At 54.9% G+C, this 20,561-nt stretch carries 20 protein-coding genes, 1 tRNA gene and 3 pseudogenes; 14 read left to right on the top strand and 10 right to left on the bottom strand.

What is annotated here, in order from left to right:
* Window positions 1-8 precede the first annotated feature (8 nt).
* From TU74_RS17450 to TU74_RS17440, 3 genes and pseudogenes are all read right to left on the bottom strand, one after another.
* Window positions 9-1,166 carry a tyrosine-type recombinase/integrase gene (locus TU74_RS17450; RefSeq protein ID WP_028692960.1) on the bottom strand — a complete coding sequence of 386 codons (1,158 nt, stop codon included), beginning with the start codon at window positions 1,164-1,166 and terminating at the stop codon, window positions 9-11.
* Window positions 1,167-1,285: 119 nt separating this feature from the next.
* Window positions 1,286-1,408, bottom strand: a pseudogene (locus TU74_RS17445) (Y-family DNA polymerase); the annotation flags it as partial.
* A complete protein-coding gene (locus tag TU74_RS17440; RefSeq protein ID WP_047274521.1) occupies window positions 1,398-1,826 on the bottom strand; it encodes a LexA family protein in 429 nt (142 codons plus the stop codon). The gene TU74_RS17440 and the pseudogene TU74_RS17445, both read right to left, overlap by 11 nt.
* 283 nt (window positions 1,827-2,109) lie before the next feature.
* Here TU74_RS17440 and TU74_RS17435 point away from each other — a divergent pair, with 283 nt between their 5' ends.
* The 3 genes from TU74_RS17435 to metC all read left to right on the top strand — a co-directional run bounded on the left by TU74_RS17435 (window position 2,110) and on the right by metC (window position 4,286).
* A complete protein-coding gene (locus tag TU74_RS17435) occupies window positions 2,110-2,661 on the top strand; it encodes a DUF2975 domain-containing protein (RefSeq protein WP_047274519.1) in 552 nt (183 codons plus the stop codon).
* A 9-nt stretch (window positions 2,662-2,670) separates the two neighbouring features.
* The gene (locus TU74_RS17430; RefSeq protein ID WP_047274517.1) at window positions 2,671-2,886 is read left to right on the top strand and encodes a helix-turn-helix domain-containing protein; all 216 of its coding nucleotides are present in this window, start codon (window positions 2,671-2,673) and stop codon (window positions 2,884-2,886) included.
* A gap of 224 nt (window positions 2,887-3,110) precedes the next feature.
* A complete protein-coding gene (gene metC, locus TU74_RS17425) occupies window positions 3,111-4,286 on the top strand; it encodes a cystathionine beta-lyase (RefSeq protein ID WP_048377176.1) in 1,176 nt (391 codons plus the stop codon).
* A gap of 29 nt (window positions 4,287-4,315) precedes the next feature.
* Here metC and TU74_RS17420 read toward each other — a convergent pair whose 3' ends face one another.
* Together TU74_RS17420 and TU74_RS17415 are read right to left on the bottom strand one after the other, a co-directional pair.
* Window positions 4,316-4,777 carry an Lrp/AsnC family transcriptional regulator gene (locus TU74_RS17420; RefSeq protein WP_047274512.1) on the bottom strand — a complete coding sequence of 154 codons (462 nt, stop codon included), beginning with the start codon at window positions 4,775-4,777 and terminating at the stop codon, window positions 4,316-4,318.
* A 119-nt stretch (window positions 4,778-4,896) separates the two neighbouring features.
* A complete protein-coding gene (locus tag TU74_RS17415; protein WP_047274822.1) occupies window positions 4,897-5,571 on the bottom strand; it encodes an MgtC/SapB family protein in 675 nt (224 codons plus the stop codon).
* A 177-nt stretch (window positions 5,572-5,748) separates the two neighbouring features.
* Between TU74_RS17415 and TU74_RS17410 the strand changes: the two genes are divergently transcribed.
* Together TU74_RS17410 and proP are read left to right on the top strand one after the other, a co-directional pair.
* Window positions 5,749-6,129, top strand: a complete 381-nt coding sequence (locus tag TU74_RS17410; RefSeq protein ID WP_047274820.1) for a RidA family protein — start codon at window positions 5,749-5,751, stop codon at window positions 6,127-6,129.
* A 283-nt stretch (window positions 6,130-6,412) separates the two neighbouring features.
* Complete coding sequence (gene proP / locus TU74_RS17405) at window positions 6,413-7,918, top strand: glycine betaine/L-proline transporter ProP (RefSeq protein WP_047274506.1); 1,506 nt, start codon at window positions 6,413-6,415, stop codon at window positions 7,916-7,918.
* A gap of 56 nt (window positions 7,919-7,974) precedes the next feature.
* On the opposite strand, the gene TU74_RS17400 is transcribed toward proP, so the two are convergent.
* Window positions 7,975-8,688: a tRNA (adenine(22)-N(1))-methyltransferase gene (locus tag TU74_RS17400; RefSeq protein ID WP_047282202.1), complete on the bottom strand. Its 714-nt coding sequence runs from the start codon at window positions 8,686-8,688 to the stop codon at window positions 7,975-7,977.
* A gap of 155 nt (window positions 8,689-8,843) precedes the next feature.
* Between TU74_RS17400 and TU74_RS17395 the strand changes: the two genes are divergently transcribed.
* Window positions 8,844-9,698: an SDR family NAD(P)-dependent oxidoreductase gene (locus tag TU74_RS17395; RefSeq protein ID WP_048377175.1), complete on the top strand. Its 855-nt coding sequence runs from the start codon at window positions 8,844-8,846 to the stop codon at window positions 9,696-9,698.
* A gap of 30 nt (window positions 9,699-9,728) precedes the next feature.
* Here TU74_RS17395 and TU74_RS24495 read toward each other — a convergent pair whose 3' ends face one another.
* The gene (locus TU74_RS24495) at window positions 9,729-9,905 is read right to left on the bottom strand and encodes a hypothetical protein (protein WP_162841627.1); all 177 of its coding nucleotides are present in this window, start codon (window positions 9,903-9,905) and stop codon (window positions 9,729-9,731) included.
* Between the two features lie 116 nt (window positions 9,906-10,021).
* Here TU74_RS24495 and TU74_RS17390 point away from each other — a divergent pair, with 116 nt between their 5' ends.
* The 5 genes from TU74_RS17390 (at window position 10,022) to TU74_RS17365 (ending at window position 13,919) form a co-directional block, all read left to right on the top strand.
* Window positions 10,022-10,408 (top strand): GFA family protein, encoded by a 387-nt coding sequence (locus TU74_RS17390; RefSeq protein WP_048377183.1) that lies wholly within the window; start codon window positions 10,022-10,024, stop codon window positions 10,406-10,408.
* Window positions 10,409-10,529: 121 nt separating this feature from the next.
* Window positions 10,530-10,691, top strand: a complete 162-nt coding sequence (locus TU74_RS23645; protein WP_070411743.1) for a DUF2986 domain-containing protein — start codon at window positions 10,530-10,532, stop codon at window positions 10,689-10,691.
* Window positions 10,692-11,238: 547 nt separating this feature from the next.
* A protein-coding gene (locus tag TU74_RS23640; RefSeq protein ID WP_088500210.1) for an IS3 family transposase occupies window positions 11,239-12,401 on the top strand; the annotation gives its coding sequence in 2 pieces (ribosomal slippage) (window positions 11,239-11,494 and window positions 11,494-12,401; 1,164 coding nt in all).
* Between the two features lie 840 nt (window positions 12,402-13,241).
* Window positions 13,242-13,544, top strand: coding sequence for a type II toxin-antitoxin system HigB family toxin (locus TU74_RS17370; protein WP_047280307.1), 303 nt, complete (start codon window positions 13,242-13,244; stop codon window positions 13,542-13,544).
* Between the two features lie 3 nt (window positions 13,545-13,547).
* Window positions 13,548-13,919: a helix-turn-helix domain-containing protein gene (locus TU74_RS17365; protein WP_047274808.1), complete on the top strand. Its 372-nt coding sequence runs from the start codon at window positions 13,548-13,550 to the stop codon at window positions 13,917-13,919.
* A 132-nt stretch (window positions 13,920-14,051) separates the two neighbouring features.
* Here the strand turns inward: TU74_RS17365 and TU74_RS17360 are convergent.
* Both TU74_RS17360 and TU74_RS17355 read right to left on the bottom strand, forming a co-directional pair.
* Window positions 14,052-14,885 (bottom strand): annotated as a pseudogene (locus TU74_RS17360) (DUF4113 domain-containing protein); the annotation flags it as partial.
* Window positions 14,886-14,927: 42 nt separating this feature from the next.
* Entirely contained in the window at window positions 14,928-16,550 is a 1,623-nt protein-coding gene (locus tag TU74_RS17355) for a methyl-accepting chemotaxis protein (protein ID WP_047280266.1), read from the bottom strand.
* A gap of 384 nt (window positions 16,551-16,934) precedes the next feature.
* Here TU74_RS17355 and TU74_RS17350 point away from each other — a divergent pair.
* Together TU74_RS17350 and TU74_RS17345 are read left to right on the top strand one after the other, a co-directional pair.
* Window positions 16,935-18,307: pseudogene (locus TU74_RS17350) on the top strand (transposase).
* Between the two features lie 402 nt (window positions 18,308-18,709).
* Window positions 18,710-19,270 carry a hypothetical protein gene (locus TU74_RS17345; protein ID WP_048377171.1) on the top strand — a complete coding sequence of 187 codons (561 nt, stop codon included), beginning with the start codon at window positions 18,710-18,712 and terminating at the stop codon, window positions 19,268-19,270.
* 192 nt (window positions 19,271-19,462) lie between these two features.
* Here the strand turns inward: TU74_RS17345 and TU74_RS17340 are convergent.
* Window positions 19,463-19,536 (bottom strand) — tRNA-Cys (locus TU74_RS17340).
* Between the two features lie 439 nt (window positions 19,537-19,975).
* Here TU74_RS17340 and TU74_RS17335 point away from each other — a divergent pair.
* Window positions 19,976-20,407, top strand: a complete 432-nt coding sequence (locus tag TU74_RS17335) for a hypothetical protein (RefSeq protein WP_047273676.1) — start codon at window positions 19,976-19,978, stop codon at window positions 20,405-20,407.
* Window positions 20,408-20,561: the final 154 nt, after the last annotated feature.

Here is a 20,561-nt window from a genome sequence, read left to right as displayed (position 1 = left end):
GTGCTACCTCAAATACGCGAAACCGAATCAGTCATAAACATCATGTCAATTTCGTCCTCGTGAGCAAGGACGGATTGGGCTTCAAGCTGGTTTATGAGATGCAAATAGATCATAGTTGTTTGCACATCTGAATGCCCCAGCCTATCTCGGACATACAACAATGGCTCACCTTCAAACTCTTTGCTTTTTCGAAGAGCAAGCAAGGTATAAGTCCCATAGGTGTGGCGTAGCATGTGGGCCCGAACATAGAAACCGCACTTTCTTTCATAGGACTTCATAACGTCCACTACGGAATCTTTTGAATAATGCCTGCCTTCATTAGTCAGCAGCAGCGCGGTAACACGTCCATCACCATTGGACTTACGAACCTCTCGTTGGTGAAGGGAGTAAGACCACATGCTCTCCATCAACGACCATGGCACGTCGATAGTTCTAGGCCGGTCGTACTTGATATGCATGTCTGAAGGATCAAGAGCAACACTGATCATTTGCCTTGGGCGCAGTCCCTTCTTCAACCTGGGGTTGAACACATATTTGAGAGGAAAAGACCTCGCTTCACAGGAGCGAAGGCCGGTACGCACCATGAGGTGGAACAATATCTGGTGGCTTGGATCGGTATCCAGGGCAAGGCATACCTTGACTTGATCCTTGGTCAGGAATTTGGTCAAGCGCTTTCGGTCGCGAACCATCACCGAAACTTTCGTGCTCTCGGCTCCGGGCAGAGCGATATGACTGAGAAGACCGGAATGTTGGGCAACTCTTACCCTTTTCTCACCGAAGGGCAGCACAGTTATCAGGTTGCGCTGCTTAGCCCATCGGTAGAACCTCACGATCAAGGCCAGACGATTGTTCACCGTGCCGGGATCAAGTGCTAATTCTCCGCTCGACCAATCCCTGTACCTCGACAGAGCACTCAGACCGTGAGCCGGGCTTTCCTCGTCCCAGCCCAATCCATTGGCTTCCAGGAAGGCAAAGTAATCGTACAGACGCCGTCCATAGGCTTCCCAAGTCAAATCGCTTAGGGCCTCACCTGACTCGATAAGCGTGTGCCAAAGGAAGGATTGAGCTGGCTCGACTGGCCATCCCTCTGACCCAATCAGCAACGGAAAGCCTTCAAAGGATCGACCTGCTAATGCTAGGTCTTTTGTTGCGAATACCAGCCTCATGCCGCTGCCCTAAAACACTTCCAATGGATTGCCTTATGAAGCCTGGAAACTGCTGTTCCAGAGGGGTTCAGAAGGTGGCGCGGACTCTACAGGATTTACTAACGATTCCCACCCCTCAGATCATTGTTGCTCAGCACCACGATCGGCACCTTTGCCAGGTCCGGCCGAAAGACGCGCTCACAGCTTGCATAAAAGCTGTTGCAGTCAATCAGGGCAAAGACCGGCCGGGGTTCAGTGGCCATGGTTGCGCACCGTGTGGGTGATCACGCCCCAAATCGACAGCTCATCACCTTCCATGATGTAGCGATTGGGGTATTTGGGGTTGTCAGAGACCAGCATGACCGTGCTGCCTTTCAACCACAGGCGTTTACAAATCGGATCATTATTTAGCAGCGCCACCACCACATGGCCGTGGGCCGCTTCAATGGCACGATCCACCACGGCCAGATCCCCGGAAAAAATCCCCGCGTCCTGCATGCTGTCGCCGTCAATGGTGACCAGGTACACGTGTGCCGCTCGAATATTAAGTGCCTGATCGAGCGAGATATGTTTCTCGACATGGTCAGCCGCAGGCGAGGGAAAACCGGCCGGCACTTTGAACGAACACCACGGACGGCGAACACCACCTTCAGCCAGAGGACCCAAAACCGTGAAACCCATGACGCTCGCCTTTCTGTTAACTGTATGTTCATACAGTTAACTGCGCTGCGGGCCGAAGGTCAATTTATCTGTAGGAAATTACGACGAGAGGCTACGTAAATCAGCTCTGAAACAACGAGTCTTTTCTCTGGGTGAACCCTGCAATTATCACTGCAAAACAATATTTAATTATCGTTTTAAAATCATTTTTTCTGCGCTTATGATTCCGCCGTCGCCCACTTGCCGCGACCCGATTCACCTCTACTCCCCACTACAAGATTTCCCACACAAGAAGGATTGTTGAATGAACACAGATCGTTTGGCGAAGTACAGCAAAGTCCTTGCAACCGCGACGCTGGGCCTGGTTGCCCTCATGCTGCTTTCCAATATTGCCTACTGGCTGTTTCCGGACGTGATGAATCTGTATGGACCTGGTTTCAATCTCACGGCCCTGACCGAAACGCTGGACGCCAATATCCATCAGATGCCCTGGTGGCAGATTACAGGCGGCATTGTCCTGTCCAGTATTCCGCTTTTGATTCTGGCCAAGGGGTTGGTGGCGTTGAGTGCATTGTTCAAGTTTTACGCCAACGGGGAATACTTCGAACCCGAATCAGCAGACCTGTTGGGCAAGGTCGGAAAAAGTGTCGGTCTGTGGGTATTGATCAGCTTCTTGCTGGGCCCTGTGTTGAGCGTATGGATCACGATGATGCGCCCGGCGGGTGAGCGTTTGTTTACCATCAGCTTTGGCCCTTCGGATGTGGTGGCGCTGTTTCTCGCGGCAAGTGTCATGATTGTGGCCCGTAGCCTGCATCGTGCGTGCATGTTGGCACGTGAAAATCAGCAGTTTGTTTAAGAGGTCAAAATGCCCATAGAAATCAAACTCGATGTGATGCTGGCAACGCGCAAGGTCAAGTCCAAGGATTTGGCGCAGATCATCGGCATCACCGAACAGAACCTCTCGCTGCTCAAGCAAGGCAAGGTCAAAGGTATTCGGCTCGGGACGCTGGAAGCCATTTGCTGCGCGTTGAATTGCCAGCCGGGGGACTTGCTGCATTACCAGGCAGAGCCAACTGATTAAGACAAGCGCTCGCTCACACCCCGTAAGGAATCGCCCGTTTACTGCTCCTGCGAGCGTAAGCGGGCAATATTTCGCCTGGAAAATAATCCATCAAAATTAAATTCCTTAATCCACAAATTAATAGAAATAAAATCTAATAACCGTCCAATAAACAGAATTAAAAGCAAAATTAAACACGCTGAGCGTCCGTATCATTCCCCTACGTTCATTGAGGAGAGACGCCCATGCATGACGCCACCCACTACCTGCATTGCGGTCGAGATTCCGAAGCGTACGGCGGACTCATCAATACACCGGTGTTTCGGGGTTCTACCGTTCTGGCCAAAGACTTCAACAGTTGGGAGGCGAGCAAGAAGGACGGTAATCCGTACGCCAACTATGGCCGCTTTGGCACGCCGACCACCCGCGCCTTTGAAGATGCAATGGCCGGGCTGGAAGGTGGTCATGCCAGCCTGGTATTCCCTTCAGGCCTGGCAGCCTGCGTTCATGCCCTGTTGGCGTTTGTCAGCGCCGGTGACCATGTGCTGATCACCGACAACATTTACGGCCCGACGCGCACGTTTGTCAGCACGGTACTGACCCGTCTTGGCGTAGAGGTGGAGTTCTTCGCCCCCGCTGCCGGAGCGGGTATTGCCCGCCAACTGCGCCCCACTACTCGCGTCGTGTTTACAGAGTCGCCGGGGTCACTGACGTTTGAAGTCTGCGACCTGCCGGCCATTTGCCAGGCGGCCCATAGCGTGGGTGCCTTCGTACTGCTGGATAACACGTGGGCCTCGCCGCTGTACTTCAAGCCCTTTGAGCATGGCGTGGATGTGTCCATACAGGCGGCGACCAAATACATCGTGGGGCATTCGGACGCCTTGCTCGGCGTTGCCACCGCCAATGAACGAGCCTGGCCACTCTTGAAAGCCGGGGCGCATGATTTTGGCCAGACCGCCAGTCCTGATGACCTGTTCCTCGCGTTGCGCGGGCTGCGCACATTGCCCGTGCGCCTGCAACGCCACTGGAGCAATGGGGTCACGCTGGCACGCAGCCTTGAACAGCACCCACTCATCACCCGCGTCATGCACCCCGCACTGCCCAACGATCCCGGCCATGATCTGTGGAAGCGCGATTTTCTGGGGGCCAGCGGCTTGTTCGGGATAGAGGTCAACACGCAAGACCCGACGGTTTTGGCGCGCCTGTTCGATAACCTCAAGCTGTTCGGGATTGGCCTGTCGTGGGGCGGTTTCGAAAGTCTTGTTGTGCCCGTCGGGCACCCGGTCCGTCAGCACACCCCCGCACCGCGGGGGTATCTGATCCGTGTGCATGCCGGGCTTGAGCATGTGGACGACCTGGTGCTGGACTTCCAGCGAGCGCTGGACATTGCCGTGCACAAACCGTGTGTCGCTGTGGCGTAAACCGGGACTGAGCTATGGGTTTTAGGCGCTCAAGGCGCGTAGCGCAGAGGCAGGCTGGTTGAATACTTGATTTGCTCCATGGAGAAACTGGAACTGATATCCGACAGTCCGGGGACCTTAATAAGCTGTTTGTAGACGGCGTCATAGGCGGCCACATCAGGCACTGCAACGCGCAACAAATAGTCCGTGTCCCCGGCCATGCGGTAAACCTCGACCACTTCTTCGATCGAAGCCACGGCAGCGCGAAAGCTGTCGAGCCATTGGGCATTGTGCTGAGTGGTTTTGATCGACACGAAAACAATCACCCCCACGTTCAGCTTTTTGCCATCCAGCAACGCGACCCGACCGCGAATGATTCCGGCCTCTTCAAGCTTTTGAATGCGCCGCCAGCAGGCCGTCGTGCCAAGACCGATCTGCTCGGCGATATCCCCTACCGCACGTGTGCAATCGGTCTGCAGGATGTGCAGAATTGCCCTGTCAAGCTTGTCCATGAGAAGTCGAGGCCTTGTACGGATCAAAAGAAAACAACGGTGCGCGAAAGCCCGGCATTCTCCAGCAGCTCACCCTGCCCGCGCTACCCCGTCCTTCCCTGTCTGTCGCCTGAAAACCCTCAATGCGGCGCCAGAACTTCGCGCACACCTGCAACGCCAAGGATCTCTTTGATCATTTGGTCCGCCACCACACGGGTGACGCCCCGGAACTCGATGGTCACTGTTTCGGTGTCCTTGACCGGGCCTTGCTCAACGATGAATTGTCTGATTTTTTTGGACCGCTCACCCAGCAGTTGCTCCAGCTGACTTAACGACAGCGTATTGGACGGCGCCACCAGCTTGACCACCTGGATCTGCACGATATCCCTGAGCACGCGTTCCATGGGCCGAATGGCGATCAGGATGATCAGAATCAAAAAGGTTGCCGCAGTGCCCAACACATACAGTCCGCCGCCCACGGCCAGGCCGATAGCTGCAACCGCCCACAAACTGGCGGCCGTGGTCAGGCCCTTGATGACCTCACCGCGCATCAGAATCGAACCGGCCCCCAGAAAGCCGATCCCCGAGACCACCTGTGCGGCAATTCGCGAAGGGTCCAGCTGCGTGCCTGGCATGGTCAGCGCCTGTTGAAATCCAAACGCCGACACAATCATCACCAAACACGCCCCCGCACACACCAACATGTGCGTACGCAGGCCTGCCGTCCAAAACAGGTGTTCGCGCTGAACGCCAATCAAACTGCCGAGAAAAGCCGCCAACAGCAGCCGTATGCACATTTCCCAATCAGAAATCATTCAGTCCCTTCCCGCAAATAACCTGTGGTGTGTTTAAACAAGCTCTGGCGAGCATAGTTAAGGATTAACAGGTGTGCCCGATCAGGTTTTTAGGGAACGCGCAGGTCTGTACACTGCACGCCTTCGCCGTGGCTGCGATCAATGCCGCCACCCTTACCCGTTCAAGCAGAGGTGTTCATGGCCCATAACGAACTGACTTTTACCCCTGATCCAGATCCTGAATCCATTTCGTCTGACGTCGCCAGCTTTGGTGGCGTAATGGTTTCGACGCAAATCCCTACACGTGCCGATGGCAGCCTCGAACTGGGCGGCATCACTGAGCAAAGCGAATGCACATTGCAAGCGCTGAAAGTGGCCCTGGAACGTGCGGGCAGCTCTATGGACCGTGTCATGCACTTGACCATCTACCTGACCGATATGGCAGACCGTGCGGCATTCAATGAGGTGTACAAACGTTTCTTCAGCCAGCCATGGCCGGTGCGTGCTGCTGTAGGGGTCGCGTCGTTGGCCGTCGAAGGCATGCGTGTTGAAGTCACCGCCATGGCAGCCAAAGGCTAATACTGAGTCCATGTCGGCGATGGAAGCGGCCGCTGATGCAGGCCGCTTCTGTACGCCTGAAAGACCATTCACGTTCATTTCCTTTAGCAGCCCCCTGCGCATAACGCTGATTGCAAAAGAAAATCCGCCACTCGGTGAATTTTTTCGTATCTGCATGTATCTCATCCCCAAGAGCGCGTGCCATCAGAACGATAGCATTCGGCGCTGGCAAAACGCGTCTACCCTTCATACGACTGGGGTTTAGCGGTTTTAAAAGGATAGATCAGCTAATAAAGGGGCTTGCATGAGATCTCGTAAGAAAAAGGTCAATCCAATCGGATTGCAGGACATCACCATTGTCGATGACGCCAAGATGCGTAAAGCGATTACCGCTGCGGCACTGGGCAACGCGATGGAGTGGTTTGACTTCGGCGTGTACGGCTTTGTTGCCTATGTGCTCGGGAAGGTGTTCTTTCCCGATGTCTCGCCCAGCGTGCAAATGATCGCAGCGCTGGCCACGTTCTCGGTTCCCTTCCTGATCCGCCCCCTGGGCGGGCTGTTCTTCGGTGCGCTGGGTGACAAATACGGACGACAGAAAGTCCTGGCCGCGACCATCGTCATCATGTCCCTCAGCACGTTCGCCATTGGCTTGATCCCCTCGTATGCCACGATTGGTATCTGGGCGCCGATCCTGCTGTTGCTGGCCAAGATGGCCCAAGGCTTTTCGGTGGGTGGTGAGTACACCGGCGCGTCGATTTTCGTGGCCGAGTATGCGCCTGACCGCAAGCGCGGGTTTCTCGGCAGTTGGCTGGACTTCGGCTCCATAGCCGGTTTCGTGCTGGGGGCCGGTGTGGTGGTGCTGATCTCCACACTTCTGGGCGAAGAGCAGTTTCTGGAATGGGGATGGCGCGTGCCGTTTTTCCTGGCCTTGCCGCTGGGGATGATCGGGCTGTATCTGCGGCACGCCCTGGAAGAGACACCCGCCTTCCAGCAGCACGTGGAAAAACTTGAACAAGGGGATCGCGAAGGTCTCGCACGGGGCCCCCGGGTTTCTTTCAAGGAAGTGGCCACCAAGCACTGGCGCAGTCTGATGACCTGCATCGGCGTGGTAGCAGTCACCAACGTGACCTACTACATGCTGCTCACGTACATGCCCAGTTACCTGTCGCACAACCTGCATTACAGTGAAAACCATGGGGTGCTGATCATCATTGCAATCATGGTCGGGATGCTGTTCGTTCAGCCCCTGATCGGTTTTGTCAGTGACAAGATCGGCCGCCGTCCTTTCATCATCTGCGGCAGTGTCGGTCTGTTTTTCCTCGCCGTCCCGGCGTTTTACCTGATCAACAGCGGCAAGCTGGGGCTGATCTTCGCCGGGTTATTGATGCTGGCCGTGCTGTTGAACTTCTTTATCGGTGTCATGGCCTCGACCCTGCCAGCGATGTTCCCCACGCACATCCGCTACAGCGCGCTGGCCAGTGCGTTCAACGTCTCGGTACTGATCGCGGGCCTGACGCCGACGGCGGTGGCCTGGCTGGTGGAAAGCACCAATAACTTGTACATGCCTGCCTACTACCTGATGGTGATCGCGATCGTGGGACTGGTTACCGGGGTCACCATGAAAGAAACCGCCAACAAGCCGTTGCGCGGGGCCGCACCGGCGGCTTCGGATATTGAAGAAGCCAAGGAGCTGCTTCAGGAGCACCACGACAACATCGAACATAAAATCGAAGACATCGACGCCGAAATTGCCGAGCTGGAAGCCAAACGTAAAAACCTGGTGCAGCAACATCCCCGTATCAACGACTGAAACGGGCACTGACGTAAAAATCCCGCCGGTTGTTGTGAGCAACCGGCGGGATTTTTTTAGCCTGCGCTCTGCGCCTGTGCCAGCAGGTCAGTGATCCAGCGCACCTGGCGTGCGGTGTCCTGTACTTTTTCTTCCGGGACAGTCAGACGGGCCCGGCTCAAGCTGAGCAGAGTCTTGTGCTTTTGAGACAGCTGACGCTGCCATTTTGCAAGAAAAGCCGGGCTGCGTGCTTGCATGTGCAGCGGACCAAAGTACAGCTCCTGCGCGCTGTACTTCACCGTGCCGGAACGGGCAGCGACGATAATTTCGTAATCAAAACGGTTTTCCCGTAGCACTTCTTCACAGAGGATACGGTAGCCATTTTCCATCAACCATTGGCGCAGGGGGTGTTCACCGCCATTGGGTTGCAGGATCAGGCGCTCCTCACCGCTCAAGCGCGACTTACCCTGCTCAAGGATGTCCCGGATAGTCTCCCCTCCCATGCCGCACAGGGTAATGGCAGTGATCGCGTCTTCGGGTTCAATCGCCATCAGGCCATCAGCCCTGCGCACCGTAATGGCGTCGGCCAGATCATTTGCTTGAACCGTACGCCGGGCCGCAGTGAAAGGCGTCAGCGCCACCTCACCGGCTACTGCGCCTGTGATTACGCCCCGACGCATCAGCGCCACCGGCAAATAGGCATGGTCCGACCCGATATCAGCCAACCGGGCGTTTACCGGAACATGTGCGGCGACGCGCTCCAGGCGCATGGACAATGTGTGGGGGTTCAACAGTTGTTCCTTCCAAAACCAGTGCCAGACCTGCGCGGCATTTATCAAAGGGCGCCATCATGCATACACAGTCGCGCCGGGTAAAGCATCGGGGCCGGGGTGGATCCGCCCCATCCGCATTGTTAAGGTGCAGGCGTCATCAAGAGGATGTGTTTATGGACTTCACAGGGAAAACCGCAATTGTCACAGGCGCCGGCCGTGGTTTGGGCTGGGTCTATGCCCGGGAACTGGCGAAATTGGGCGCAAATGTCGTGATCAGTGATATCGGCGCCGACAATGTGGGTGACGGGGCTGACGCCAGCATCGCACGAGAGGCAGCTCAAGCCCTTCAAGCTGAGGGATATCACGTGATCGGTGATTCCAGTGACCTCTCCAGCGAGCAAGGTTGCCGAGGCTTGATTGACGCCGCTGTCGACGCGTTTGGGCAACTGGATATCGTGATTCACAACGCCGGTTGGGTGGGTTACCAACCCATTGAACAGGCCGATGCGGCATTCATTGCCCGCGCACTGGACATCAACCTCTATACGCCGGTCTGGCTCTGTAAATACGCCTGGCCACACCTCAAACACTCATCGGCTGCACGGATAGTGCTGACAACTTCGGACCGGGCCATGTATCAGCGCTATGCGCAGACCGGTCTGGTGGCGTACGCCGCAGGCAAAATGGCGCAATTGGGCATCATGAATGCCCTGAGCATGGAAGGCGCACCGGACGGCATTTTGGTCAACGCGGTATCGCCCGTGGCCAAAACCAGAATGTGGGGTGTGACCCAAACACCGGAAAATCTGAAACCCGAGTGGGTGGCGCCCGGCGTGGTTTACCTCGCGTCGCCAGCGTGTCAGGACACGGGTTACATCCTGCGGGCCAGTAATGGCCAGTTCACCGCCACCCGATTCGCTGAGAACCCTGGCGTTGATTACCCTGTGGATTTGGCGCGGGTCAAAGCCGCTAATGCAGAACAGGTGACAGCGCTGTGGGGGCAGATCAAAGAAGCGGGCGCATCATAAAGACGTCTGACACTCCACAATCAAGCACACTCACTGATTACGCCGCTTCCAGCCCGTCAGCATGAACGTGACACCCGGGATCAACAGGCCGGGTGCCATGTAGAGAAATGTACGCTCGGTCAGCAGGCCGTTAAGGGCAAAGGTGCCGCCGCAGATGACCAAGGCGAACCCCACCAGAAAGAGCGGGTTGCGAAAAGCTTTATCCATGGGTTCAGGTCCTGTGATGAAAATGGCGGCACATGATAAAACCTGCGCAGCCGTAAGGGCCAGTCGACTCTCGCGACGCAGGTCGTTAAGCTGGCGTTTTTTGAGGCCCTATGCACGTGAGCAAGGTTTATCTGGGTAGCTGCCTGTGTGGCGGCGTCCGCTACGAGCTGCTGAGCGAACCTAAAGCAGTCAGTCACTGCTATTGCAGCCAATGCCGCAAGGGCCATGGCGCAGCGTTTGCGTCCTATGGCAGCGTGCCGCGCAGCGCCTTCACCTTGCTCAGCGGCGCCGAAGACCTCAAGGCCTACCTGTCATCAGATTCGGTAAGCCGGGAGTTTTGCATGCAGTGCGGATCGACGTTGTTCTGGTCGTGCTCCCAAGGGGATCGCGCCGGGTGGATTAGCGTGGCATTAGGCACACTGGACACACCTTTCAAGCCCAGCAAACAAAAGCATATTTACACCAGCGACACAGCAACCTGGTTCGACAACCCTCACGCGTAACGGCCAAACCATGGCAGCAAGGCTCGCCTCTGCTTGGGCAGTGGGTACATCCATCCTGTAGAGGGAAGTACCTGAGCCTTTAAGACTGACTTATTCAACACTGACACACTGAGCAAAACCTATGAATCGTCGTAAAAAAATCAACCAAATCTTGAAAGCTAACGCCAAAAAAGCCAGCGCAAAACTGGCTCCCAAAAATAAGCCTAAATACATCTGCAAAGCGGATCGCTTGAAAATGGCCGCTGAATCCAGCAGTGACTTGACCGCCGCTGCTCCAGAGTGAACAAGGCCCACTCAAGAGAAAAAAACAAAGCTCGCCAAACGACTTCCGCTCTTTGCCGCTGCAAGTCGGGGTTTTAGGTACAAGGTTGTGGGCAGTGAAACACAGCATGGCTGGCAGCGTCTGATGACAAGTGGGCTCTAAAGTCAGCCAATCCAGGCTTCGGGGCACTGCCAGTCGCGATGATCCTTACAACCTGCACGCCATGCGCGTTGATCTGAATGATCTATAAACCAGGTCTGGATAATTGCGGCGCGCCCGGTAAGAGCACTTCATCAGGCTCATGCAGAGGTTGCATTCAGAACTTGCCCCCCCAGCCATCTTGGCCCCCTAAAGAAGCTTAAGGCTGCAACGCTGCGACCTCTTTGCCAGCGCTATCGTCCCATTCCAGCACTTTGATTCGTCGATCCAGAAAGTGCTTCCAGTGGGCGGTCGGGGTCATGTGGTCCAACTCAACCCATTCCTCCAGGCCTTGTCTGACCCATCTGTAGTGGTCTAATGAAACCGGACACCCATTTAGGCGAGAATGCTCGCCAGATCGAGGTGTCAGATGACCAAACAACGCCGTTCCTTTTCTGCTGAATTCAAACGCGAGGCTGCCGACCTCGTGCTCAAGCAAAACTACAGCTACATCGAAGCCAGCCGTTCACTCGGCGTCGGCGAGTCAGCCCTGCGCCGCTGGGTTGATCAGGTTCAGCAGGAACGCCAAGGCGTCACTCCGCAGAGCAAAGCATTGACCCCGGAACAGCAGAAAATTCAGGAGCTGGAAGCCCGGATTGCCCGCCTTGAACGGGAAAAATCGATATTAAAAAAGGCTACCGCGCTCTTGATGTCGGAAGATCACGAGCGTACGCGCTGATCAATCAGCTGAGCGTCCATGAGCCGATTGATTGGTTGTGCAAGGTGTTTGAATTCCCCCGTTCGTGCTACTACGCCCAGCGTCTTAGGCGTCGAACGCCTGATGTCGAACGGCTTCGGTTACGCAGCCGGGTGAGCGAGCTGTTCTCGCAAAGTCGCAGTGCTGCGGGCAGCCGTAGCATCTTGTCGCTGATGCGTGAAGACGGTGAACAGCTCGGTCGGTTCAAAGTGCGCAGCCTGATGCGCGAGCTTGATTTAGTCAGTAAACAACCCGGATCACATGCCTACAAACGAGCGACGGTTGAACGGTTGGATATCCCGAACATATTGAATCGGGAGTTCGATGCTCCAGCACCCAACCAGGTGTGGTGCGGCGACATCACCTACATCTGGGCCCAGGGGAAATGGCATTACCTGGCTGTCGTGCTGGATCTTTGCACGCGCCGGGTGGTGGGCTGGGCGTTGTCGGAAAAGCCGGACGCCGATCTGGTTATCAAGGCGCTGGATATGGCTTACGAGCAACGAGGAAGACCTCAGGGTCTGCTGTTTCACTCGGATCAAGGGTCGCAGTATGCGAGTCGTTTATTTCGCCAGCGGCTGTGGCGTTATCGCATGCGCCAGAGCATGAGTCGCCGGGGAAATTGCTGGGACAATGCGCCAATGGAGCGCGTGTTCCGCAGCTTGAAAACGGAGTGGATACCGACCACGGGTTACCGAACGGCTCAAGAAGCCCAGCGCGATATCAGCCAATTCTTGATGCATCGGTACAACTGGATTCGCCCCCATCAATTCAACGGTGGGCTGGCGCCAGCTCGGGCCGAAGAAAAACTTAACGTCGTGTCCGGGATTAGTTGACCACTACATTCCAATCATGGCAGCGTTGGAATATATGCGGCTGCTGATTATGAAACTGAGCTAGACAAGGCGTGCATAGATGTTGTCTCTGGTTCTTTAGGATCATTTATAGGTGACTATAAAAACTCCAAAAGACCGGATAGACAACAATATAAGCGCATCGTAGTCGGCATAAGGTCTTTAACGTACAAAGGCCCCGAGTATAACTTCAAGAGCCTTTCATCCTGGTCACCTGTAGCGTTACCCAAGAACAATAGAAGTCTTCTTTGTGATATTTATGAAGTCAATAGCAAAGAGAGTGATGTGAAATACATTGTTTATGCTGCTTCAGTGGCAACCGCTATGTTTGACGAAATTCACGCTACCTCACTGCCAGATAATAAGGTCGAGTAACAATAACTCTTCGCTCTCATGCTGCAGCATCCATTGTTGCGGCATGAGCTGGATCAACCTTGAGGCGGTGAACTGAATAATGGGCTTGAGCAATTGGCTCAGCTACGTGACCCGCTTCGGGCTGGGAAAGAGCAAGTGCTCTCTGTCACGAAGGGCGGTAGCGGCAAAAGCTCTTTGATTGACACCCAATCGCTGATGGAACTAGCGATGAGCAAGAATTTATGCAAGATGTCGGCTACACATCAACAGCCTGATCGCGATCAAGCTACGCCCTTCATCAAATTCGGAATTTACCTACTCGCACAATCTGCCGCAGTCCTAAATAGTGAATTTGACAAGATAAGAATTAGCGGGGCGTCAAGGTGAGTGGCTAATGATGTGAAGCTAGAGAGCCACCTTCGGACGAAACGCTCTTGATAAAGTCCCACCACGGGACTAGGGTCATTCATGAGAATCATCGCGATCAGCCACCTAAAAGCGTTTTGGCAAACACACCAAGACTCGGAGCAATCCTTGCTAGCCTGGATTGACGAGGTGAAAAAAGCGAACTGGCAGACTCCAGCCGACATAAAGGCCCAGTTCAAACATGCCAGCGTACTTAAAAGCCGTCGGGTCGTGTTTAACATCAAGGGGAACGACTATCGGCTGGTCGTATCCGTTACTTATCGCTATGGCGCCCTCTATGTAAAGTTCGTTGGTACACATAAACAATACGACGCCATTGATGCCGACACCGTTGAAATGGAGTGACCCATGAACATTCGCCCGATACACACTGAGCAGGACTACCAGGACGCGCTAAAGTCCGTTGCCCCCCTGTTCGATAACGAGCCAGAACCTGGTACACCTGAGGGAGATTATTTGGAAGTGATGATTACGCTAATCGAAGCGTACGAAGCAAAACACTTCCCGGTAGACCTGCCCAACCCCGTCGATGCCATACGATTCAGAATGGAGCAATCCGGATTGTCAGCGGCTGATTTGATGCCTGCAATTGGACGACAAAATCGAGTTTATGAAGTTCTGAATGGCAAACGGCCGCTCACATTGCCAATGATCTGGAAACTGCACGATATGTTCGGGATTCCTGCAGAAAGCTTGATAAAACCAGTCAAAGCCGGATAAGAAGCAGTGCATTGATGGCTAGTCAATGCACGCTGCGTGACAGTAAGAGGGGGGTAACCCTTCACTCAGTGCAGGCTAACCTTGCCCTCAAAGCAGCTTCTGCCCTGTAGAGAAACTCCAGACACTTCAACATCAAGTCACCCGCCACAGCTGATCCAGTTTGGTCGTATAACTGCGGCTCATCATTTCTCGCCTCATGCCCCAATCCGGATTGCTCGGAACACTCGCCGCCCTCAACGTCCCCCTCCCCCAGCGTCCGTTGATTTCATCCAGCACGGCCATGACCCGTGTGGCTTCTGCAGGTTGATTTACGGCAAACAAATCATCTGAAAACTCTCCGGGCTGTCGCAGGTCCAGCAGCAAAACTTCTGCCTTGCTGTATTTGAATCCCTCCCGAAAAACATGGTCCAGAGCCTCTACTACTGCCTTGGTCAGCAACTGCACATCGCCAGTCGGATATGGCAAAGTCACCACAACACCTTTTGCGTATTTGGCCTCATCAGGATTGAACATGCCCGTGCGGATGCTGACACGGACTTTTTTGCAATAGGACTTCTGCGCCCTGAGCTTTTCGGAGGCGCGCATCATGTAGGTGGCCACAGCTTCCTTGATCGGTGCCAGTTCAGTCAGTCGCTTGCCAAACATTCGGCTGCAGCAGATTTCCTGTTTCGGCGGATCCGGTTCATCCAGCTCCAGGCACGGCGTTCCTGAAAGCTCTCGCGCGGTTTTCTCAATCACCACGCTGAATTTTTTGCGCAGGGTCCATGGGTCAGCCTTGGCCAAGTGCATCGCGGTGGTGATGCCCATGCCTTCAAGGTGTGCGGTCATGCGCCTACCGACACCCCACACTTCAGACACAGCCGTGTTGCGCAGCACCCAGTCCCTTTCGAAATCACCGCACAAGTTGACCACGCCGCCGGTGTGGGCCTGGAGCCGTTTGGCAGTATGGTTGGCCAGCTTGGCCAAGGGCAGCTCAGCCTGAAGCCGATCTAACCACTAACGGTCCGGCTAAGCACTCAGACGTGCCGTCACTTCATTCAACTGCCCTGATAACCCGTGAAGGTTCCGGCTTGCCGCTTCGGTGCGCTGCATGTTGTCTAGGTTTGTACTGGCAATCGTGGTGATTTCGGTGAGGTTGCGCGAGATATCTTCCGCCACCGAGGTTTGCTCTTCGGCAGCGGTGGCAATTTGGCGGTTCATGTCTCGAATGGCTTCCACAGAATGGGTGATGCGCTGCAGCATCGCTCCGGCCTCATTCACTTGCGCGACACTTTCTTCGCTGCGCGACTGGCCACTTTCAATGGCCTGAGCCGCGTCCACCGCGCCGGTTTGCACCGTTTGGATGATCTGGTTGATTTCGATGATCGACTCGGCCGTACGCTGGGCAAGGTTTCGCACTTCGTCGGCCACGACCGCAAAACCGCGTCCGGCTTCACCGGCACGGGCCGCTTCGATCGCCGCGTTAAGCGCCAGCAAATTAGTCTGCTCGGCGATGCCGCGAATCACTTCCAACACCTTGCCTATGCGGCCACTGTCGGTTTCCAGGCGACGGATGACCGTGGCTGTGTTGGCGATCTCACCACGCATTTGGGTGATGGTGTGAATGGTGCCCTGCATGACTTTTTCGCCCTGCTGCGTGGATTGGTCGGCATCATCGGCGGCGCGTGCAGCATCGGCTGCGTGACGAGCCACTTCCTGGGCGGTGGCGGACATTTCGTTCATCGCCGTAGCCACCTGATCGGTACGGTTGAACTGCTCGTTAGTGCCGCTGGCCATGAGACCGGCGATGGCGCTTAACTCGCCACTTGCGCTGTCCAGATCCTTGGCGCTGCGCTGCAAGCGGTTGAAGGTTTCGGCGAGAAAGTCGCGCAAAGTGTTGGCGGCCATGGCTAGTTTGCCCAACTCGTCTTCACGGCTGCTGGCAACGCGTTCGGCAACTTTCCCTTGGCTCAGTTGCGCCACGTAGTCGATCAGCTTGCGGATGGGGTCAATCAAGTTGCGGTTAATCAGCCAAAGGCTCAACAGGCCGATCAACAGACCCGAGGCGAGCATCACGATAATCCCCAGCATCACCGTGCGATTGGCAGCGGCGCTGATCAGTGTAGATTGCTCGGTGCCCTGCTTGCGCAGTTCGCCAACAAGTTCGCTCATCTGATCGCTGGTGGTACGGTCAACTCCTTTGACGGCGGCGTCGCCTGCAGTGGGGTCTGCACCCGCGGCGATATAGGCATCGCGACCTTTCTGGTAAGCGCTGCCCAACTGACGGTGTTCGTCACGCAGGCGCTCGATGCGGGTCTTGAGTTGGCCCTCCAGTCCTTTCTGGTTAGCCAGTTCGCCAAGGATCCCTTGTACGTCGCGCTGACGGTCTTCGAATTGCTTCCAATATTTATCCAGGTCTGCCGGCTGCTTGCCCCGTAGTAATACGTTTTTCCATTCCTGAACCTGCACCTTGAATTGCAGGTTGGCCTCGTCGATCAATTGCGAAGTGTGCAGGGGACCTTCGATTAAGTTGGCGTAGTTTTGCACGCCGTTGGACAGGAAATTAAAGCATGCTAAAGCAATCAGCAACATCGCCAACAGACTGCCGCTCAGCAGCGCGAGGATTTGAGTTCTCAGGGATTTTTGCAGCATCGGATGATACTCATGACAGGAATGAAGTACGCCTGGTTAGGCGTGAAAGACGTCCAAACATCCCTGTCTGCGGTTCAGGTTTGTGGCCGGAGCCGCGCAAACTAACACTTACGTCATCGGCGTGCCAGAGCGCTTCTTGAGGGGAGTCCGACCGTTGGTGCCTTGTAAATTCTCGGTTATCGTCCTTCCTATTATTTCCGTTGGTTTGGAGATCAGATGAATGACAGCTTTTGGCCGGTAAGCGGACGCTTACAAGCGGCGACCGCTAGTGGCCGGGAGCCGCCCTTCGTGACAGGCAGCTATCGGCCGATTCTGTTGAAAAAGTAGCTCCCCTGTCTGGCCTGCGGCAAAATTCGCGCATCGGCCAGCAGGGAAGCACGCAGCATGATGGGACAGTTATCGAGTGGGCAGGAACGGCTGTTTTACTCGTTCAACCTTGAAGACCACACCCCGCCAATCACCTTCTGCGTAGCATTGATCGGTGTCTCGATCTGAGCGTTTTACGCCATTACCTCGCCGATTTTTACAGCCCAATTGGGCGTCCTTCGATTGACCCAGAGTTGATGATCCGCATGCTGATCGTGGGCTATTGCTACGGCATTCGCTCAGAGCGTCGGCTGTGCGAAGAGGCCCATTTGAACCTGGCGTATCGCTGGTTCTGCCGGTTAAGCCTTGAAGATGAAGTCCCCAATCACTCGACCTTTTCCAAAAATAGACACGGCCGTTTTCGGGACAGCGATCTGTTTCGCTGGTTGTTCAATGAAGTGCTGCGTCGCTGCATGGACGCCGGTTTGGTTAAAGGCGAAGGCTTTGCCGTGGACGCCAGCATCATCAAAGCGGATGCGAGTCGGCAGCGCGGCATACCGGGTGATGAACAGGTCAACTGGAGCGATCCGGCCCTGAGCACCCGCGCCGTGCGAGAGTACCTTGAAGCCCTCGATGAAGAGGCTTTGGCCGAAACGCTACCGAAGCGCCTGTCGCTGACGGATCCTCAGGCCCGCTGGACCGCAGCTCCAGGCGGCCCAGCGTTCTACGCGTACTCCACGAATTATCTGATCGATACCGAGCACGGCGTGATCATGGATGTGGAACCCACACCGGCTCATCGAACCGCAGAAGTCGAGAGCACCAAGACGATGATCGACCGGGTCGAAGCGCAGTTCGACATCAAGCCGGAACGCCTCATTGGCGACACCGCTTACGGTACAGCGCCGATGTTGGCCTGGATGGTGGAGGAAAAAGACATCGAGCCGCATGTGCCGGTGTGGGACAAAACCGAGCGCAAGAACGACAGCTTTTCGAGTAACGATTTCCACTGGAATGAAGAGGCCGAGGAATACCGCTGCCCAGCCGGCAACGTATTACGCAGCGAATGGCGAGCCTTCAAAAACGAGCGTTCGCACGTCACCAAAGCCAACACTATCATCTTCCGATCCCGGCAGACCGACTGCGCGACATGTCCGATGAAAGCCAAGTGCTGCCCGAATACTTCGATTCGTAAGATCGTCCGCAGCGTCCATGAAGCCGCTCGTGATGTGGCTCGACGCATCGCAGCGACACCGGAGTACGTGCGCTCTCGCCACGAACGTAAGAAGGTCGAAATGTTGTTTGCCCACCTCAAGCGCATCCTGAAAATGGATCGCTTGCGACTACGTGGCATGAGTGGCGCGACCGATGAATTCACGCTGGCCGCTGCGGTGCAGAACCTGCGTCGGTTGGCCAAATTTACCTCTCAAGGGCCACCGGTTACGGGATAGGTGCGTCTGCACAAAGCAAAAACCCTCAAACCAACCCAATAACCGAGCTGCAAAGCTCAACGAAGGGCCAAAAAACCACTCAATGTGGTGATTAGGTTCTCCGGTGGTGATCGTGCGTGAGTTCAGCCGATCTGCAAATCAGACTTTTTCAACAGAATCGGCCAATAGGAGCCGCTGGACAGCTTGGGCAGGTGTTGTCGTTCTGCGTTTGCCTTCAACGTTCGCGGGTTCGCACTGGGTTGGGGGCAAAGAGAGCATGGCGGCGGCCTTTTCTCTCTCCCGAAGTGTCGCGCGTACAGTCTGCCCTGTTATGCTGATTCAGCCGTCCGGCGTGTAGATAAGATGTTATACGGCGTTAAGTGACAGGTATGTTGGCTAATTGATAGTTAGGGAAAACTGAGTATGCGTCGCTTAAAAGCCAACGGGTTTGTGTTTGTCAGCATTGCGATACTCTGTTGCGGCTGCACATCTTATTCGTCCCAGCCGACAATCAACGAACCCGTTGAACCCGAAACACAAGAAATCATCTCCAGCTTCAGTTACGCAATAAACTCCCCATGGAAAGACAGTCGCTTCGGCAAGGACGCATACGCAGCGACACTCAACGTTATTCCCGATGCACAGGATAAGAACTCCAGCCTTGCCGCCCCGAGCCTGCCGGCATTAGAAATAAAGATCTCGGAGTTCTCATCTGGCGGCGCTTGCGGACAAGATTACTTGACGGGCCTGAGTCTGGGTTTGATCCCCAGTTGGTGTACGCGGACAAACCTTTTCAAGTTTGATTTTATATTGAATAAGGACCAGCGCTTTTGCAGGCAGAAAACCTACTCGATAAACTCCACGTCGTTTTCACATCTCACGATGATTCCGTTTGCACTCTTCAATACGGGCAATCAGCCATTGACGCTCTATCGGGCGGCGCTTAAAGATTTTCTTCGCAGAGGTCAATGTGCGACGCGTTAAGAGGCTGCTTTTGGCCGAAAGCAGGCTACCCAGGCTATAGGGCAAAAGGCACACCCCAGCCCTCCGTCACAAGGCTCCAGCTTACGGAATAAAGAGGCTGCTTGCGGAAGCGATCCCAAAAATTGCGGAAGTGATCGTCAAATCGCAGCCAATAAAAAACCCCGCAGACCGTGATCTGCGGGGCTTTCAGGATGGAGGCCGAGGCCGGAATCGAACCGGCGTGGGCGGATTTGCAATCCGCTGCATAACCATTTTGCTACTCGGCCATTTGTACATGACATTTAAAACGTCAGATACAAAAGAAATCGTAATGCTGTAAACCTATGATTCTTCAGCGGTTAAGGCTGTGTGCCGTGCTGATGGCGCGCATTATGTACTAGAAGAAAGAAGCTGGCAACCCCCTGAATTCTAATAATTTTTAGCCTCTCAATCCGGTGCTGTTTCTACCTGAAGCTACGCAGCGGGGGGATAGAGAGCAGGTAGTAAATCCCACCTTTACGATCACACATCCGAGACCCGCACTTTCATGCATCTATTCACCTGTCGCCATGTGGGTGCTGTTACAGGGCGCAGCACAAATCCTACCCAATGGAGTTACTACTGCCCTCAACCTAGCAGGATTTGACCGACTTTATTGCTAGGGCCTCTCACGTAAAGTCTCGCCGCCGTTAACGAACGGACCGACACCTTTACTGGAGCTTTACGATGAAAAAAATATGGATGCCCGTGGCTATTGCCGCAGCAGTTTTGGCTACCAGCGGTTGCATGAGCCATAACGTGAGCCAGCCCAACGCTCCTATTGCCGGTACTGTTACAGCTGACCTGAAAGCGAAAATTGAAGTGGGTGGCGAAATTACAGGCCAATCCACATCGAACGTTCTGTTCGGTGTATTGAAAATCAGTGGCGACAGTGAATTCGCCGATGGCGTGACTTACGGCGGCCCAGCGCCTGCATTTAGCCTGCCTGATCCTGTTTCTGCGACAAAAGCCGCTGCCGCTTACAAAGCAGTTAAAAGCTCAGGCTCTGACCTGATTGTTGCACCACGCTATGCGGTGTCGGTTGAAGACTATTTCATTTTCAAAAAAGTGAATGTCACCGTGACTGGCAACAAAGGCAGCATCAAGAACATCCGCTAAACCGAAATGTTCCAGGCAGCATCAAGTGGGCAGTAGCTCGGGCTGATCCCCATTCAGCACATACTCAGCTGTGACAGCACAACCTAATGAACTGGCACTGCTGCGAGCAACTGCCTATCAAGCCGCCTGGTTCGGCGGGACGTAAGTCCCGCCA

It is taken from the genome of Pseudomonas lundensis (assembly GCF_001042985.1).
Lineage (GTDB): Bacteria > Pseudomonadota > Gammaproteobacteria > Pseudomonadales > Pseudomonadaceae > Aquipseudomonas > Aquipseudomonas lundensis.
Note: the sequence above shows the minus strand (reverse complement) of the source record. Positions and strands in the feature narration are given on the sequence as shown.

What these genes read in the sequence shown, in the direction of transcription:
- TU74_RS17345 (WP_048377171.1), top strand. Translation starts at nt 18,710, where the DNA reads ATGCGTCGCTTAAAAGCCAACGGGTTTGTGTTTGTCAGCATTGCGATA.
- TU74_RS17395 (WP_048377175.1), top strand. Translation starts at nt 8,844, where the DNA reads ATGGACTTCACAGGGAAAACCGCAATTGTCACAGGCGCCGGCCGTGGT.
- metC (WP_048377176.1), top strand. Translation starts at nt 3,111, where the DNA reads ATGCATGACGCCACCCACTACCTGCATTGCGGTCGAGATTCCGAAGCG.
- TU74_RS17415 (WP_047274822.1), bottom strand. Translation starts at nt 5,571, where the DNA reads ATGATTTCTGATTGGGAAATGTGCATACGGCTGCTGTTGGCGGCTTTT.
- TU74_RS24495 (WP_162841627.1), bottom strand. Translation starts at nt 9,905, where the DNA reads ATGGATAAAGCTTTTCGCAACCCGCTCTTTCTGGTGGGGTTCGCCTTG.
- TU74_RS17365 (WP_047274808.1), top strand. Translation starts at nt 13,548, where the DNA reads ATGAACATTCGCCCGATACACACTGAGCAGGACTACCAGGACGCGCTA.
- TU74_RS17440 (WP_047274521.1), bottom strand. Translation starts at nt 1,826, where the DNA reads ATGGGTTTCACGGTTTTGGGTCCTCTGGCTGAAGGTGGTGTTCGCCGT.
- proP (WP_047274506.1), top strand. Translation starts at nt 6,413, where the DNA reads ATGAGATCTCGTAAGAAAAAGGTCAATCCAATCGGATTGCAGGACATC.
- TU74_RS17435 (WP_047274519.1), top strand. Translation starts at nt 2,110, where the DNA reads ATGAACACAGATCGTTTGGCGAAGTACAGCAAAGTCCTTGCAACCGCG.
- TU74_RS17420 (WP_047274512.1), bottom strand. Translation starts at nt 4,777, where the DNA reads ATGGACAAGCTTGACAGGGCAATTCTGCACATCCTGCAGACCGATTGC.
- TU74_RS23645 (WP_070411743.1), top strand. Translation starts at nt 10,530, where the DNA reads ATGAATCGTCGTAAAAAAATCAACCAAATCTTGAAAGCTAACGCCAAA.
- TU74_RS17410 (WP_047274820.1), top strand. Translation starts at nt 5,749, where the DNA reads ATGGCCCATAACGAACTGACTTTTACCCCTGATCCAGATCCTGAATCC.
- TU74_RS17355 (WP_047280266.1), bottom strand. Translation starts at nt 16,550, where the DNA reads ATGCTGCAAAAATCCCTGAGAACTCAAATCCTCGCGCTGCTGAGCGGC.
- TU74_RS17335 (WP_047273676.1), top strand. Translation starts at nt 19,976, where the DNA reads ATGAAAAAAATATGGATGCCCGTGGCTATTGCCGCAGCAGTTTTGGCT.
- TU74_RS17430 (WP_047274517.1), top strand. Translation starts at nt 2,671, where the DNA reads ATGCCCATAGAAATCAAACTCGATGTGATGCTGGCAACGCGCAAGGTC.
- TU74_RS17450 (WP_028692960.1), bottom strand. Translation starts at nt 1,166, where the DNA reads ATGAGGCTGGTATTCGCAACAAAAGACCTAGCATTAGCAGGTCGATCC.
- TU74_RS17370 (WP_047280307.1), top strand. Translation starts at nt 13,242, where the DNA reads ATGAGAATCATCGCGATCAGCCACCTAAAAGCGTTTTGGCAAACACAC.